This window comes from Paenibacillus sp. FSL H8-0457 (assembly GCF_038051935.1).
Taxonomy (GTDB): Bacteria; Bacillota; Bacilli; order Paenibacillales; family Paenibacillaceae; genus Paenibacillus_AQ; species Paenibacillus_AQ lautus_A.
Genome location: NZ_CP150293.1, coordinates 2,253,715 through 2,270,246, shown reverse-complemented (window position 1 = coordinate 2,270,246; position 16,532 = coordinate 2,253,715). Strand labels below are relative to the sequence as shown.

14 protein-coding genes are annotated in these 16,532 nt (G+C 54.3%); 1 reads left to right on the top strand and 13 read right to left on the bottom strand.

The features are described from left to right. Positions 1-2: 2 nt before the first annotated feature. Together MHI43_RS09870 and MHI43_RS09865 are read right to left on the bottom strand one after the other, a co-directional pair. Complete coding sequence (locus tag MHI43_RS09870; RefSeq protein ID WP_015734339.1) at positions 3-860, bottom strand: DegV family protein; 858 nt, start codon at positions 858-860, stop codon at positions 3-5. 156 nt (positions 861-1,016) lie between these two features. Then, a complete protein-coding gene (locus MHI43_RS09865) occupies positions 1,017-2,795 on the bottom strand; it encodes a DAK2 domain-containing protein (protein ID WP_036665904.1) in 1,779 nt (592 codons plus the stop codon). 366 nt (positions 2,796-3,161) lie between these two features. Between MHI43_RS09865 and rpmB the strand changes: the two genes are divergently transcribed. Beyond that, positions 3,162-3,350: a 50S ribosomal protein L28 gene (gene rpmB, locus MHI43_RS09860; protein ID WP_006209230.1), complete on the top strand. Its 189-nt coding sequence runs from the start codon at positions 3,162-3,164 to the stop codon at positions 3,348-3,350. A 444-nt stretch (positions 3,351-3,794) separates the two neighbouring features. On the opposite strand, the gene spoVM is transcribed toward rpmB, so the two are convergent. The 11 genes from spoVM to coaBC all read right to left on the bottom strand — a co-directional run bounded on the left by spoVM (position 3,795) and on the right by coaBC (position 16,438). Next, positions 3,795-3,875 carry a stage V sporulation protein SpoVM gene (spoVM, locus tag MHI43_RS09855; protein ID WP_034273235.1) on the bottom strand — a complete coding sequence of 27 codons (81 nt, stop codon included), beginning with the start codon at positions 3,873-3,875 and terminating at the stop codon, positions 3,795-3,797. 161 nt (positions 3,876-4,036) lie between these two features. Beyond that, positions 4,037-4,696 (bottom strand): ribulose-phosphate 3-epimerase, encoded by a 660-nt coding sequence (gene rpe, locus MHI43_RS09850; protein ID WP_036665911.1) that lies wholly within the window; start codon positions 4,694-4,696, stop codon positions 4,037-4,039. Between the two features lie 3 nt (positions 4,697-4,699). Continuing rightward, positions 4,700-5,608, bottom strand: a complete 909-nt coding sequence (gene rsgA, locus MHI43_RS09845; protein WP_015734336.1) for a ribosome small subunit-dependent GTPase A — start codon at positions 5,606-5,608, stop codon at positions 4,700-4,702. A gap of 50 nt (positions 5,609-5,658) precedes the next feature. Then, positions 5,659-7,797 (bottom strand): Stk1 family PASTA domain-containing Ser/Thr kinase, encoded by a 2,139-nt coding sequence (gene pknB / locus MHI43_RS09840; RefSeq protein WP_036665913.1) that lies wholly within the window; start codon positions 7,795-7,797, stop codon positions 5,659-5,661. Continuing rightward, entirely contained in the window at positions 7,794-8,570 is a 777-nt protein-coding gene (locus MHI43_RS09835; RefSeq protein ID WP_009592617.1) for a Stp1/IreP family PP2C-type Ser/Thr phosphatase, read from the bottom strand. Before MHI43_RS09835 ends, pknB begins: the two co-directional genes overlap by 4 nt. A gap of 6 nt (positions 8,571-8,576) precedes the next feature. Then, positions 8,577-9,617 (bottom strand): 23S rRNA (adenine(2503)-C(2))-methyltransferase RlmN, encoded by a 1,041-nt coding sequence (gene rlmN / locus MHI43_RS09830; protein WP_009592630.1) that lies wholly within the window; start codon positions 9,615-9,617, stop codon positions 8,577-8,579. Positions 9,618-9,798: 181 nt separating this feature from the next. Further along, positions 9,799-11,127, bottom strand: a complete 1,329-nt coding sequence (gene rsmB, locus MHI43_RS09825; protein WP_036666166.1) for a 16S rRNA (cytosine(967)-C(5))-methyltransferase RsmB — start codon at positions 11,125-11,127, stop codon at positions 9,799-9,801. Between the two features lie 50 nt (positions 11,128-11,177). After that, on the bottom strand, positions 11,178-12,119 hold the full coding sequence (gene fmt, locus MHI43_RS09820) for a methionyl-tRNA formyltransferase (protein ID WP_036665914.1): 942 nt from the start codon (positions 12,117-12,119) through the stop codon (positions 11,178-11,180). Continuing rightward, the gene (def, locus tag MHI43_RS09815; protein ID WP_015734332.1) at positions 12,116-12,610 is read right to left on the bottom strand and encodes a peptide deformylase; all 495 of its coding nucleotides are present in this window, start codon (positions 12,608-12,610) and stop codon (positions 12,116-12,118) included. The genes fmt and def overlap by 4 nt, the downstream gene beginning before the upstream one ends. A 43-nt stretch (positions 12,611-12,653) precedes the next feature. Beyond that, positions 12,654-15,182, bottom strand: a complete 2,529-nt coding sequence (gene priA, locus MHI43_RS09810; protein WP_036665915.1) for a primosomal protein N' — start codon at positions 15,180-15,182, stop codon at positions 12,654-12,656. Next, positions 15,182-16,438: a bifunctional phosphopantothenoylcysteine decarboxylase/phosphopantothenate--cysteine ligase CoaBC gene (gene coaBC / locus MHI43_RS09805; protein WP_036665916.1), complete on the bottom strand. Its 1,257-nt coding sequence runs from the start codon at positions 16,436-16,438 to the stop codon at positions 15,182-15,184. Before coaBC ends, priA begins: the two co-directional genes overlap by 1 nt. Positions 16,439-16,532 lie beyond the last annotated feature (94 nt).

The following is a 16,532-nucleotide window of genomic DNA, read 5'->3' as shown; positions in this document are numbered from 1 at the left end:
ACTTAAGCAGGCCATATATATGCTGCAATGGTTCCCGGTCCGACGTGCGTACCGATAACCGGACCGATCTCGGAGAACACGGTTTCCTCGATCGTGAACACAGCGGACAGCTGCTGCAGAAAATCCTCAACCAGAGCAGGGTCAGCTGTATGACCCACAGCCACTTTAATATTTTTCACGCCGGATAGATCCTGTTGAAACAGCTCAATGATTTTGGCTGTCGCTTTCTTCCGACCCCGGACCTTGTCTACCGGAAAGATAATCCCTTCGCCGTCAATGGACAAAATCGGCTTAATGTTAAGCAGCGTACCGAGCACGGCCGACGCCTTGCCGATTCGTCCACCCTTCTGCAAATATTCCAGCGTGTCTACCAAGAAATAGAGGCGGCGCTTGGAACGAAGGTCCTCAAGCGATGAAAGAATATCCGAAACAGCGGCCCCTTCTTGCGCGAGCTTCGCTGCATGAACCACGAATAACCCGAAACCGTAGGAGGCCGATTTGGAATCCCATACGGTAATATCCGCTTCTCCTTCAATAAGAGAGGTTGCTAGCAATGCGGACTGATACGTTCCGCTCAGGCCGGATGAGATGTGAATGGACACAATGGAGCAGCCTGGGTGCTGTTCCAGAATGGACTCATACACAGCCACAAAATCTGCGGGCGAAGGCTGGGAGGTCGTCGGAAGCTGAGGCGATTGCACCAGCTTTTTGTAGAACTCTCCCGGCGTGATTTCCACTCCGTCCAAAAACGTATCTTCCCCGAACATAAGTCTCAGCGGCACAATATGAATGTTGTGTTGCTTCGCCAGGTCTGCCGGAATATCCGCTGTGCTGTCTGTCACAATAACGGTCTTATTCACCGGAACCCCTCCTAAAAATGTACCATGCATAATATCAAAGCGTTATGAAAAAAACTCTATCGACGTACTTTCTCCGAAGACAGGCCGCATGCAGCGTAAGTTTTTCTACCGAGATAGGGAAGGAAAGCCTCTTGAGGTACCTGCCTATCTCTTATATCAAGACTCCACGGAGAACAGATAGGAATAGATCGGCTGTCCGCCGTAGTGTACTTCAACCTCCGCGTTAGGGTACTGCTCGCCCAGCCACTCCGTGAGTGCGCTGGTCGATTCCTCGGTTGCGTCAGCGCCGGTAAGCAGCGTTACGATTTCATCGCCGGATTCCAGCATTTTACCCAGCAAATCCTGGGATGCCGTAATCAGATCCTCGTTTGCTGCCACGATGTTGGAATTGCGGATACCTATGAACTGGCCAGCCTTGATCTCGAGATCATCAATTGTTGTGTCCCGCACGGCATAGGTGACCTGCCCCGATTGCACGCGAGTGATGGCATCCAGCATGTTGTCGGTATTCACATCCGCATTCTCGTCTTCCTGGAAAGCAAATGCTGCCGCGATTCCCTGCGGGATCGTCTTACTCGGGATGACCGTTACGCTGCGCTCGCCTTCGAGAAGCTCTCTGGCCTGCTGGGCAGCAAGCACGATGTTGGAGTTGTTTGGCAGAATATAAATCTGCTGGGCCGAGATCGAAGAAATCGCATTGACGAAATCCTCGGTGCTCGGGTTCATCGTCTGTCCTCCGGAGAGAACGACGTCGACGCCCAGGCTCTTGAATATATCGGAAATGCCTTCCCCTGACGAAACCGCAATGAACCCGTACGGCGCGATCTCGTCTGCAGGAGGAACAGCCGGTGCTTCCGGCGTCACGGTCTCTGCCGGAATATCCGCAAACAGCTCGGGCATCGGCGCGATATCCATTCCCGTTGTCAGCAAGTCGCGGTGCTGCTCGCGCATATTCAAAATGTGAATCTGGGTGATCTCTCCATACATGAGGGCCAAATTCAACACTTCGCCCGGCGCCTTGGAATGGACATGCACTTTGATCGTCTCGTCATCGGCAATGACAATGATGGAATCACCGCTCACTGCAAGCGCTTTCCGGAACTTATCTTCATCAAAGTCCGCACTCGTTCCCTCTCCAAGCTGCCTATTAATAAAGAATTCCATGTCGTATAAAAATTCAATGTCCTCCGTGGACAGTCGGGATTGGGCCGAAGCCGGAGCTTGAACCGCCGAGAAATCAGGAACCGCATGATAGGCTGGTGCCGCGCTGCTCTGTTCTGCTTGTCCTTCCGCAGAAGCGAAGGATCCGGACGCGCCGTCTTTCTTCAACGCTTGCAAGAAACCTTCGTAGATGTACACCAGGCCTTGCCCGCCCGAGTCCACAACGCCAACCTGCTTCAGCACGGGAAGCATATCCGGCGTCTGGGACAGCGTTTCTTTGGCTTTGGCCAGCACCTGCTCCATCAGCTCCACGATATCGTTGCTGCGGCGCGAGAAATAAACGGCATGTTTGGCCGCTTCTTTAGCTACGGTCAGGATGGTGCCTTCCACAGGCTTTACGACAGCTTTATACGCAGCTTCCACGCCTGTCTGCAGCGCTGCGGCGAATTGATGAGAATTAAGTTCTGTATAAGGTGCCGCATACCGGCTGAAACCACGGAACAACTGGGACAGGATCACCCCCGAGTTCCCTCTGGCTCCCATCAGAAGCCCCTTGGACAGCACACCGGCACTTTGCCCGACGGACTCCGAGTACTTACTCTTCAGTTCTGCTACGCCTGCCGTCATCGTCAAATTCATGTTGGTCCCCGTGTCGCCGTCCGGCACCGGGAACACATTCAGGGAATTGACGTGTTCTGCATGCTGCTGCAGCTGCTCCGCTCCGGCAAGGACCATAGCGGTAAATTCTGTTCCATTCAAAGAACGCTTACTCAATGAGAATTCCCCTTCCTGGCTTGATACCCATAACACTTCTTGTCGTAAACTTCATATCTATTTCATAGCTTATAGCTGACGAAATGCCCAACCAGTAAATAATAGACTTGCATGATTAAATGGATCATACCATCTTGATGGGCTGCCCTCTCGTCCTCTACGTCATTCGGCAGCTCCAAACCTCCTCGAAACATGCCGACCAGCCCACAATATACAGATCTTCCGAAATATTATGGACTAATCAACATTGTACTATAATGAGAAAGAGAAATAAATGTTTTTAGGACAGTTGACGGAGCAATTTTTACTGTGATATTATATTTAAGTATTGTTTCATGCAGGGTTAGGAACAAGGAGGTGTAATGAATGGCTCGCAAATGTTATGTAACAGGCAAGAAACCAAGCAGTGGTAACCATGTTTCTCACGCTAACAACCACAACAAGCGTTCTTGGGGTGTCAACGTTCAAAAGGTTCGCATTTTGGTGGATGGCAAGCCAAAACGTGTATACGTCAGCACTCGCGCTTTGAAATCCGGTAAAGTGACTCGCGTATAATCATCTCGTTATATGAAGAAAAACTTCTAAATCTCCAGGCACCATTTGTGGGCGATCCGGGACAAGGAAGTTTTTCTTGCGTTTAGATACATATTCTTCACCTAAACAAAAAGCACCCTGAGCAGATAACAGGTGCTTTTTTTATTTAGATATAAGAAAATTGAAAGAGCCGAACTCCCGCTTTCTTATATCGCAAGAAAAACTTCCGGTCGAACGCGGTCTGTCTTCGATAAGTACGTCGCTAGACACTCTTCTTATGATACAAGAAAGCGGCAGAGGCCATGCGCGCATTGGCTTTCTTATACCGCAAGAAAAACCTCCGCATACAAGATGCGGTATGTCCTCCATGCGCTCTATCGGAGTGCTCTTCTCTTGCCTCATCCCCCGTAAACCGGCTGGCGGCGTCGGTCCCAGGCGGAGGTTTTGTTACGCCGGGACAAGCTGTCAGCTCTTGTGAAACGTATTTAAGATGGCCTTCACAAAACCTCCCAAAAACTTCGGCAGCTTGAACGTATAGAATTTCATGTCTCACCCTCCCCATCATTCTCATGCCTTCCTAGATTATGTTATGCACCAAGCCCTTAGATGTGAACACAGACAAAAAAGGCTACATGAGAACCCAGCTCATGTAACCATATTTATGCGGGAATCCCCCGCCCTATGCATCCCGTGCTCACGTTCTGAGGTCAAGATGTTACGCTGTTTCGGATTTGGGCAATGGCCGCCGCTCGATCCGGCTTGCCGAAGACCGCGCTGCCCGCAACCAGGACATCCGCTCCCGCTTCCACCACGAGCGGCGCCGTCTCCGCCGTAATGCCGCCATCCACTTCGATATGGATATTCGGATTGTCGGAGATTGAAATCCATTCACGCAGCTGCGCAATCTTGCTTACGGTCCGCTCGATAAATGCTTGTCCGCCGAAGCCGGGATTCACGGTCATCACCAGCACCAAATCCACATCAGGAAGCACTTCCTGAAGGACATGGGCCGGCGTGGCCGGATTAATCGCGACGCCAGCCTTCACGCCATGCTCTTTAATGAGATGGATGACGCGGTGAAGATGCGGGCAGGTCTCGGCATGAACCGTGATCAAGTCTGCTCCTGCCTTGACGAAGTCGGCAATATACAGCTCCGGCTGTTCGATCATCAGATGCACGTCGAGCGTCAGGCCCGTATGCGGTCTGATCGCTTGGACGATCGGCGGCCCCAGAGTAATATTCGGCACGAAATGCCCGTCCATGACGTCCACATGAATCCAGTCGGCTCCGCTTGCTTCGGCTTCCTTAATTTCCTGCCCCAGCTTTGCAAAGTCCGCCGACAATATGGATGGCGCAATTTTTATCATGATTCAGTACCTCCGCTTCTTGTCTTTCATCTCGGTATAAAACTCCACGTAATGCTCATAACGGCTAGCCAGGATGATTCCATCCTCTTTGGCTTGAATCACCCGGCAGCCAGGCTCCTGCATGTGACTGCACCCTCTGAATTTGCATTCAGCCGCATAAGGAGCAAACTCCTTGAAGCAAGTCGACAGCTCCTCGACACCAAGCTCCAGAAAATCCAGCTGGCTAAAGCCGGGCGTATCGGCAACATAGCCTCCGTTATCAAGCTCAATCAGCTCCACGTGGCGCGTCGTATGCCGGCCGCGGCCAAGGCGCAGGCTGATTTCGCTGGTCTCCAGCGAGAGGCCCGGCATCAACGCATTGAGCAGGGACGACTTGCCGACGCCGGATTGACCGGAGAATACGCTGATTCGAGCGGCCAGGCGGTCCTTCACCTCTTCGGTACCGATGCCTTGCAAGGAGCTGGTTATAAGCACTTCATACCCGATTTCTTCGTACTGGCGCTTGACCTGCTCCAATACATCGTCCGAGTCGTCTGCAAGGTCCTGCTTCGTCAGGCAGATCAACGCCTCAAGTCCCGAATGCTCGATATGTACCAGGAACTTGTCCAGCAGATGCAGGCTCAAGTCCGGTTCCTTGACCGAAAACAACAGAACCGCCAAGTCGACGTTCGCGACCGGCGGGCGAATTAATTGGGAAGACCGTGGAAGTATTTCATCCACGGTCCCCTCCCCATTCTCAGTCAATGAATACTTCACGCGATCTCCAACGAGCGGAGAGATGCCTTTCTTTTTGAAAATGCCGCGGGCTCTGCATTGAACCGCTGGGTCCTCCCCGGATATAATGTTGCCATCCTGCAGTGGTTTGACATAGTAATATCCGCTTAGTGCCTTCACGATCAGTCCCTCTAGCATATAATAGGCCTCACCTTTCTTGTTGAAATTAGTGTTCTCATGACTTGTTTCTAATCGTTGTCTTTGCCTTTGCCCTTACCCTTGCCGTTTCCTTCGCTGCCGTTATCCCAGTGATAAGCAGCATCATCTTCCTCATTCGAACCGTCCTCGCCATTTCCCTCATCCGGGTTGGTGTCCACCGGTACATCAGGTTGCTCAGGCGGCTGCTCAAAGGTCGGCTGCGGCACGGTACCGTTCTTGACGTCGGTGTAGCTTACGCTGTACGTATCCACCTGGCGGCCGTCACGGAATATCATGACCGTCGCGTGTTTGTCGGGAGCAAGCAGCAGCTTAACGGGTACCATTTCGGAAGTCGTAATGGTCTTGTTTACGGCTTCCTGGTTGTCTCCCAGCGCGTCGCTGAAGACCACCCGGATTTTGCTTTCTTGTCCTTCGGCGCTCGGCGACACCGGTACGCTGTAATTATACTCGAGCGCGTCCGAAGGATAGCCGGAGCTGACGAACAGCGTGATATCGGAGCCTGGTGCAACTTGTTGATTGGCCTCATGCGGCCATTGCTCTATTACGATGCCCTTTTTCACTTCAAAACTAGATCTCTCTTTGATGGCTGCAATCTTAAAGCCATTTGACTCCAAAATATTGACGGCATTCTCCTGCTCTAAGCCAACCACGCCCGGCATAGGGACCAAATTCTTGCCCTCGCTCACCGTTACGCTGATTACTTCAGTTTCTGGATTGATTTTTGTACTGGCTTCCGGGCTTTGTTTAAAGATCTTGCCCTGAGGTACTTCATCATTTTTTTCAGACGATCGCTTGATGGAGGTTTCCTTGACTCCAATCTCTTTTAATGCAGCAACTGCCTCATCAAACGTCATCCCATTAAGGTCCGGCATTTCCGGAAGCGGCTTCGCATCCCCGACCGATAACTGAACCGGTGAGCCCTTCTTCAGCATGGTCTCTGGTTCCTTGTCCTGTGCAAACACGACGCCTTCATCCACATTCGGTTTATATTCGCGAATGACTTCCTCATTCACCGTCAAACCTTGGGCCTCTAGCTCGCGGATCGCTTCCTCCTCCGTCATGCCTACCACTGGCGGCACCTTAACCTCCGGCACCTCCAGCATATTGTTCACATACATGACGACGCCTAACATAAGGCCGAGGAACAGGAGCACCGAGCCGATAATGATGGTCGGCTTGACCCACTTTTTCTTCGGCTTGCCGGTTGGCTTTTCCTCAAACTCATCGTCATCCAAGTCGTCATCTTGGTCATGATGATGCTGGCTGCTGCGCTGCATCGTTTTGAGCGCCGGCATGACCAGGGTAGAATCGGCATCGTCCTCGAACTCCATCTTCGGCTCATTGAGGCGCATCGGCATCAAGCACGTTTCGAGGTCGTCCATCATTTCTTCCGCGGACTGGTAACGCTCCTCCGGATTTTTGCGCATGGACTTCAGGATGATGTTCTCCACGCTTTGAGGAATGAGCGGGTTCACTTCCCTAGGCTCGTCAAATTCCTCCTGCAGATGCTTCAGTGCAACACTGATCGGGCTCTCGCCCAGAAAAGGAAGACGGGCCGTGAGCATTTGATATAACACGATACCAAGTGAGTATAAATCCGATTTCTCGCCCGTCACGACGCCCTTGGCGTGCTCCGGCGAGAAATAATGCACAGAACCCACGACGGAGCCTGTCTGCGTAATGGTTGTCGACGTGACCGCCCTGGCAATGCCAAAGTCGGTTACTTTGACCCTCCCGTTACGGCCAATCAGAATGTTATGCGGTTTAATATCGCGGTGAATAATCTGGTTATGATGGGCATGCCCCAATGCATCGCAGATCTGGGTCGCAATCCGGACGGCTTCTTCGACCTGCAGCGGCGCCCGTTCTTTAATGATTTCATTCAAATTCTGACCTTCGATATATTCCATGACGATGTAATGCACATCTTCCTCTTGGCCCACATCGTAGATGCTGACCACGTTGGAATGCGACAATGAAGCCGCCGATTGTGCCTCACGCCGGAAACGGCGAATAAATTCCTCGTCGTGCACAAACTGCTGGCGCAGCACTTTGATCGCTACGTTCCGGTTCAGCAAAATATCCTGAGCCTTGTAGACCAGCGCCATGCCGCCGCCGCCGATGCGTTCAATAATCTTATAACGACCAGCCAATTCATGTCCGATCATGAATCCCACCCCTTTATACGTTGCCCGACAACCTCTTCTTGATGTTCAAACATTGCGACTGTGATGTTGTCCTCACCGCCAGCGAGAAGTGCCAGTTGAAGCAGGCGATCCGCTCTTTCTTCCAGAGGAAGGTCAAGTGAACCGGAAATTTGTCCGATCAGCTCGCGGCTGACCCGGTTGCTGAGTCCGTCACTGCATAGCAGCAGCACCTCGCCTTCCCCGAGCGTAACCGGCGTAAGCTCAACCGTCACGTCCACATCCGTTCCAAGTGCCCGGCTTAATACGTTTTTCCGGGGATGGGTTTCCAGTTGATCTTCCGTAATCTGACCGCTCTTAAAAAGCTCATTAACCAATGTGTGATCATCCGTGAGCCGAATGACTTGTCCGGGAACGACTTTGTAAGCCCGGCTGTCCCCGATATGACCGATATAACCTTCGGAGCCTCGCAGCAGCACCGCTACGATCGTCGTGCCCATATTGTGAAGCCGCTCATCTGCCGAGGCTTCCTGATAGATAACTGCATTGGCGTGCAATATGGCATCGCCAAGCGCAGCCCGAACGCCGTCCATGGACATGTCCTGCTCTAAAGAGGACAAATCCGCAGCCACGGTATCTACCGCAAGCCTGCTGGCGGTGTCGCCCGCAAGGTGGCCGCCCATGCCGTCAGCAACCACACCCAAGGTATAGCCATGCTCCAATGTGCTAACAAATACCGAATCCTCATTAACAGGACGAACGCGCCCCACATGGCTTACATGAACCGTCTTGATCAAATCTTCTCACCTCAACTCCATATGCTTGGCCCGCAGCTGGCCGCAAGCGGCAGCGATATCATGGCCTTGTTCACGACGGATGGTCACATTGACCCCCTTGTCTGCTAACGCACGTTGAAATTTGAAAATATCGTTACGCGATGTGCGAACATATTTCCGTTCCGGCACATGGTTAACCGGAATCAGATTGACGAAGCAGTTCATATCCTTGATGACGTCCGCAAGCTCTTCGGCGTGCTCCACCTGATCATTCACTCCGCCGATCAAGGCGTATTCAAACGTAATGCGGCGTCCGGTTTTAGCCTGGTAATAACGAAGCGATTCAATCACGTCGTCAAACGGGAACCGGCGGTTCACGGGCATCAGCTTGGAGCGCAGCTTATCGTTCGGCGCATGAATGGAGATGGCCAGATTAATCTGGGTATCCTCTTCGGTGAATTTATAGATGTTAGGCACAATGCCGCTCGTGGATACGGTAATGTGGCGTTGGCCGATATTCAATCCTTTTTCATGGATCATCGTGCGCAGGAATTTCATGGTCGCCTCATAGTTCTCAAACGGTTCGCCTGAACCCATGATCACGATGCTGCTGACGCGTTCTCCCGTTTTATCGAGAATCTTCTGTGCCTGAACCACCTGGGCAACGATTTCGCCGGAGGTCAGGTTTCGCTTCAAGCCTCCCAGCGTGGATGCGCAGAACGTACATCCGATACGGCAGCCGACCTGCGTCGTAACGCAGATGCTGTTGCCGTAGTTATGCCGCATGATGACGGTCTCGATGGCATGGTCATCATGAAGGCCGAACAGAAACTTGACCGTTCCGTCCTTGGATTCCAGCTTGGTGATCTCCGTCAGGGTCACGAAGCTGAATTCCTGCTCCAGCTTGGCCCGAAGCTCTTTGGACAGATTCGTCATTTCCGCGAAGTCGTTCACCCGCTTCACGTACAGCCAGTCATAAATCTGGGTTCCCCGAAACGCGGGCTCCCCGTTCTCTTGAGCCCAGGCTTGAAGCTCTTCCAGTGAATAATCATATATAAAAGGTTTCATTCTCACCACACCTGTCTAGTTTAAAGGATGTCCGGCCAGCATTCTTCCGAACGCTCCCTATTTCATTCATATGCATCTCTTTTTTCATTCTTCCTATTCTAACATAAATAAAAGAGACGGTAAAAGAGGAAAACCCGCCGGCATAGGCGGGATACGACTATAGTCATGGCGGCAAGCGCCCTTAAGAGGAACGTCTGCCGAGTCTGGCAATGTAAAAGCCGTCGCTGTGATAGTGCTGGGGCAGGATTTGAATGCCGCCGCCTCGCGCAAGCGAATTCTCGCCCAGCCGGCTTAAGGCTCCAAGGCCGTCTTCAGCAATGGCAAATTCGGAATGGCCTTCCAGAAAAGCAGATACCACGCCTTCATTCTCCATCGGTTCAATCGTGCACGTGCTGTATACCAAGATCCCTCCGGGACGCAGCAAGGTCGAGACCGACTCCAGCAGCCTGAGCTGCAGCGCCGCAATCTCATGGATGTCCTCCTGGGACTTGCCCCACTTCAGATCCGGCTTGCGCCGGATCACGCCAAGGCCGGAGCAGGGAGCATCCAGCAAAATTCGGTCGAAAGACGCAGGCTCGAAGCGGTCTGCCAAATCCAGCGCGTCCCCCGTCACGATCGAAATGCTGTCCAGTCCCAAACGGCTGGCCTGATCCGAGATCAGCTTCCCTTTATGGGCATGAATATCGTTGGCGACGATGCTGCCCTCGTCCTTCATCAGCTCGCCCATATGGGCGCTCTTTCCGCCCGGGGCCGCGCAGCAATCGAGGATGCGCATGCCCGGCTCAGGCTGAACGGCCTCGGCCACGAGCATCGAGCTTTCGTCCTGGATCGAGATCATCCCGTCACGATACCAATCGGTCAAGGCCATATTGCCCGCGCCCTTAACGACAATCCCGTAAGGACTAACCGACGATGGGGAAGCATCCAGGCCATGGCTGCCCATTAATTCCAGCATGTCATCGCGGCTGATCATCGTGGTGTTCACCCTCACGCTTACAGCAGGCGGTTCATTGTTTGCGGCACAGATCGCCTCTGTTGCCTCCGTACCGTACTGGGAAATCCAGCGCTCCACCAGCCACTGCGGATGGGAATGCAGAAGGGAAATGCGCTGGGCGTCCGTCATATCCTCCGGAATGGCCAGGGTTTCCTTCTGACGCAGAATATTCCGAAGCACCCCGTTCACCATGCCGGAGATCCCTTGATGCCCGCGGCGCTTCGCCAGATTAACGGCTTCGCTGACAACCGCATGGTCCGGGATCCGATCCAGGTACACGATCTGATAAAGGCTGATGCGAAGCAGCGCCCTTACCCAAGGCTGAAGCTTCCGCACCCCTTTGTTGACAAACTTGTCCAAAAAATAATCAAGCGTGTTCAGCCGCGAGATCGTGCCGTAGATCAGCTCCGTGGCTAGTCCCGCGTCGCTCTTGGCAAGCGAGGACTTCTGCAGAGCGGAGTTGAGCAGGAGGTTGCTGTACGCCCCCTCCTGCTCAACCTGAGTCAATACATTCATCGCCAGCTCCCGGGGAGAGTCCAGGCGTCCCTTCGGGCTGCGGTTTCCGCTCACGACAGCACCGTCCCGGCCGTCAGGCTCGTCCCGCGGACGAATTGTGCCGCATCCATTGCCTTCTTGCCGCTAGGCTGAACCGTAAGCAGCGTCAGCGTACCGTCGCCTGTTTTCACGACGATCCCTGTCTCATGCAGCTCAAGCACGGTCCCGGGCTGCGCATCGCCAGATGGTTTCTGGGCGCTGTCTGGCTTAGCCGCTGCCCATACTTTAAACACTTCGCCGTTCCACAGCGTGAACCCGCCGGAATAAGGAACCAGACCGCGAATCTGATCGTAGATTTCGCGGGAAGTGCGGCTCCAGTCGATCTTCTCGTCATCCCGGGTCAGATTCGGAGCATACGTTGCCTTCGAATCATCCTGAGGCTCAGCCTCCACTCTGCCCTTCACGAGCCGGGGCAGCTCCCGCCGAAGCAGCTCCGCGCCGGCTTGGCTCAGCTTCTCGAACATGGTTCCAGCTGTATCATCGTCTTCAATAGGGACCTCGGTGCGGGCGATCATGTCCCCGGTGTCGAGTCCCTCCGCCATATACATCAGCGTGATGCCTGTGACGGACTCTCCATTGATGATGCTCCGCTGAATCGGCGCTCCTCCCCGATAAGCGGGGAGCAGCGAGCCGTGGACGTTCAGGCAGCCAAGCGCCGGCATATCCAGCACCGATTTCGGCAGGATTTGGCCGTACGCGGCCGTGACGATCAGCTCGGGTTTATATTCGGCCAGTTCGGCCACGGCTTCCGGATTCCGCAGTCGCTGCGGCTGCAGGACAGGGATGCCGTGACGAAGGGCGGCTTCCTTGACCGGCGTCGGGGTCAGCACTTTTTTGCGCCCCTGCGGACGGTCCGGCTGCGTAACGACGGCGGCTATCGTGTATCCTTCGGCAATCAGCATTTCCAGACTGGGTACTGCAAAGGCGGGGGTGCCCATAAATACGATATTCATCGGTTCTCCAACTCATTTCTCGGCTGTTCCGGAACATACTCATACACCCGGTCGGCGATTTCCGTAAACAGCACCCCGTTCAAATGATCGATTTCATGCTGAAATGCTCGCGCAAGCAGCCCTGTACCCGTAATGACAAGCTCATTGCCTTCGCGATCAAGCCCCTTAACCGTTACTTTCTCCGCACGTCGAACATCCCCGTTCCATCCTGGAATACTCAGGCAGCCTTCCGGCCCGAATTGCTCGCCCTCACTCTCCACGATCTCCGGATTGATCATCTTGATCAAGCCGTGCTCATCGCCCGCATCGATAACGATCAGGCGCTTCAGTATGCCGACCTGCGGCGCGGCCAGCCCGACGCCTTCCGCATCGTACATGGTATCGGCCATATCATCCAGGAGCTTTTGAACGTTCGGCGTAATTTTGGTAACTTCCTTTGCCTTTTTATGAAGAACCTCATCCGGTTCTTTAACGATAATACGAATCGCCATGTCTACGACACCATCCTTGTGCTTTTCATCATTATATGCGCTATTACATTAACATTTGCGGATCAACGTCAATACTGATTTGGAGCTTGCCGTCCCGCGCCGAATCCTGAAGCTTCTCGGCAACCGAACGCACCAGCGAGACAGCATCCATCGTTCCCCGCCATTTTATCATACATTGAAATCTGTATCTATTTTTTAACCGCGGAATGGGGGAAGCCACCGGACCCAGGATATCGAGCGCGCTTGCGTCGAACCGGTCCAGGCTTCCGAACCATCCCCGGCGGTCGGATTCGCTTTTGATGGCGGCGGCAAAATTCTCTGCCAGTCGTACGAGCAGCGGCAGCTGTTCATGCGACAGCGTCACCAGAATCAGCCTGCAGTACGGCGGATAATGGAGCGCTTTGCGGTGCTTCAGCTCATCCTTGACGAAGGATAAATAATCATGGCTGCTTGCATGAATAATCGAATAATGCTCGGGCGTGTAGGATTGGATGACCACTTCACCCGGCAGCTGATGGCGTCCCGCTCTTCCGGCCACCTGGGTCAGCAGCTGAAACGTCTTCTCGGCCGCCCGGAAGTCGGGCAGGTTCAGCGCCGAATCGGCCGTAATGACGCCGACCAGGGTGACATCCGGGAAATCCAGGCCTTTGGCGACCATTTGGGTTCCAAGCAGCACGTCGCCCTTTTTATCCCGAAACTGCTTCAGCAGCTTCTCGTGGGAGCCCTTCTCGGTCGTCGTGTCCACGTCCATCCGAATGACGCGAATCCCGGGGAACAGTTTGGCCAATTCTTCCTCGACACGCTGCGTGCCCGTACCGAAATAGCGTATATGCTCGCTCCCGCAATCCGGGCATACCTCCGGGGCCTGTGCGGCGTAACCGCAATAATGGCAGCGCAGATTGTTCGATTTCTGATGGTAGGTCAGCGAAATATCGCATTCCGGACAGCCAGCCACATATCCGCAGCTCCGGCACATCACGAAAGTGGAATACCCCCGCCGATTCAGCAGCAGCACCGTTTGTTCTCCGCGTTCCAGCCGCGCCGAAATCGCGGCATGCAGGGAGCGGCTGAACATGGAGCGATTCCCTTCCCGGAGCTCCTCCCGCATATCCACGACCTGAACAGCCGGCAGCTGGTTGCCCAGCGCACGGCTCGGCATCTCCAGCAGATGCGGAGCAAAATCATCCTGAGCCTGCGATCTCGCCGCATGGTAGCTTTCAAGCGAAGGCGTTGCCGAGCCCAGAATGACGGCTGCGCCTGTCAGCGAGGCACGGTGAATCGCCACGTCCCTGGCATGGTACTTCGGCGTTTCTTCCTGCTTATATGAACTTTCATGCTCTTCATCCATAATAATAAGGCCAAGTCGGTCAAACGGCGCAAACACCGCCGATCGTGCTCCCACGACAACCGAAGCCCGGCCTTCCCTAATTTTGCGCCATTCATCGTAGCGCTCACCATCCGAAAGCCGGCTGTGCATGACGGCCACGCGGTCGCCGAAGCGGGCTTTGAACCGCTCCACCATTTGGGGTGTGAGCGATATTTCGGGCACCAGGACAATCGCCTGACGCTCCTGATCCATGCAGCGCTGAATGGTCTGCAGGTAGATCTCGGTCTTGCCGCTGCCCGTTACCCCGTGCAGGAGAAACGCGCCATGCTTGCGTTCATCCAGCTTACGCACGATGCTCCGGTACACCGCCTGCTGCTCCGGCGTGAGCGCCAGCGGGGCGCTGGGCGTAAAGTGCCGTCCCCGGTACGGGTCGCGGAACACTTCGACATCCTCAAGGGTAATCAGTCCCTTGTCGGCCAGCGCCTTCACGGTGCCTGCGGTGACGCCGAGCGTCTGCAGCAGATCCTTCTGCGATATCGGCAGGAAGTCCTCCATCTCTACGATATATTGGAGCACTTCCTTCTGCCGCTGAGCCTTAGCCGGAAACGAAGCCAGCGCCACATGCGCTTCCTCGCTCGAAACGGCAAGCTCTACCGCTTTCATCGTTTTTTTCTGCAGTTTGTCCTTGATTTGCTGGAATTCGCTTAACCGCCCCCGGCCGATCAGCGCTTTTACGGTGGCTGCCGCATCCGGAAACGCTCGCGTTAACTGCTGGAGCGACACCTCGCCTCGCTGACTGACAAACCGGATGATCTCCTGCTCCAATTCGCTTTCCGGGAGGAGCGCGAATAATCCGCCGCTTTCATCCGACAAGCCTGCATCCGGCTCGCCAAGGGAAATATACCGCTCGGCTTTTCCCTTCAGCGCCGTTGGCAGCATCGATTGAAGAGCGGATATATAACGGCATGCATACCGCTCTTTCATCCATTCTCCAAGCTCAATCAGCTCAGGCGAGAGCGGAGGCATCACATCGAGGACTTCCTGAATCGGCTTCATTTTGGCCGTATCCATCTCGGGCCGGGGATGCAGCGAAACCACGAATCCCTGAAGCGTACGGTGACCGAACGGCACGCCGACCCGGCTGCCTACCTCGACCCATGGCCGGAGCTCCTCCGGAATCAGATAATCAAATGGACGGTCCGTATCCTTGGACGGCACGTCCACAATCACACGGGCCATTTCCATCAGGATAACCTCCCGGTCAACCGTTCGGCCGCCAGCGTTAACAGCCTCATGGCCACTTCCTCCTTGGACATCACGGGCAGCTGCAGGACGAGCCCTTCTGCATCGAATATATGAACGCTGTTCGTGTCCGTGCCAAAGCCGGCGCCTTCCTGCGTAACATCATTGGCAACGATCAGGTCGCAATTTTTGCGTTTCAGCTTTTCCCTGGCGAACTGCTCCACCGTATCCGTCTCGGCGGCAAATCCGATCAAGAACTGGGAGGTCTTTTGGCGTCCCAGGCTTTCCAGGATATCCGTGGTCTTGACAAGATCCAGCGTCATCGTTTCCCCGCGCTTCTTGATCTTTGACGTCGCCGCCTCCGCAGGACGATAATCGGCGACCGCTGCCGCCTTAACCACGATATCGCTCGTATCGAACACGCGCTGCACCGCTTCGTACATATCCTGGGCCGACTCCACTCTCTCGGCAGGAATCCCCTCTGGCGGGGCTTCATCGGTATGAGCCGTAATGAGGTGGACGTCCGCTCCCAGCTGCTTGGCGGCTTTAGCAATCGCAAACCCCATTTTTCCGGAGGAATCATTCGTGATATAACGGACCGGATCAATGCGCTCGATCGTACCGCCGGCCGTGACAACCACTTTTTTGCCGTGCAATATGCCTGACGATCCGCTTTCCACGTCCTGATTCCACGACGCCGCGGACTCGGCTGCGCGCCCTTGGAAAAACCGTTCAACCACATCCACGATCGTATCGGGCTCCTCCATCCGTCCCTTTCCGACGTATCCGCATGCCAGAAGTCCCTCTCCGGGTTCAATCATGGACACCCCGCGGGAAACCAGCGTCTCCATGTTGGCCATGACGGCCGGATGCGTGTACATATGCACGTTCATCGCCGGCGAGATCATGACAGGAGCCGTGGTCGCAAGCAGCGTCGTGGTCAGCATGTCATCCGCCAGGCCATGTGCCATCTTGCCGATGATATTGGCCGTCGCCGGAGCAATCAGCACCAGATCGGCTAGGTCGGCCAAGTGGATATGCGAGACGACCGAGGGGTCCCTTTCGTCAAAAGTATCGCTATAAACCGGGTTTTTGGTCAGCGTCTGCAGCGTTAATTCCGGAATGAACTGCTTGGCGGATTCCGTCATGATAACATGCACATCCGCTCCCCTCTGGACAAGCCTGCTGCATAAAGTCGCTGCTTTATACGCGGCAATGCCACCTGTAACGCCAAGTACGACGACTTTTCCGTTCAACATGACAATCCCCCGCTTTCCATTTGTATGAAGGCTGTACTTTCATATCTTCTCAAAAAAATAACAACCTTTCGGTTGTCACATTTTCGCGCGCTAA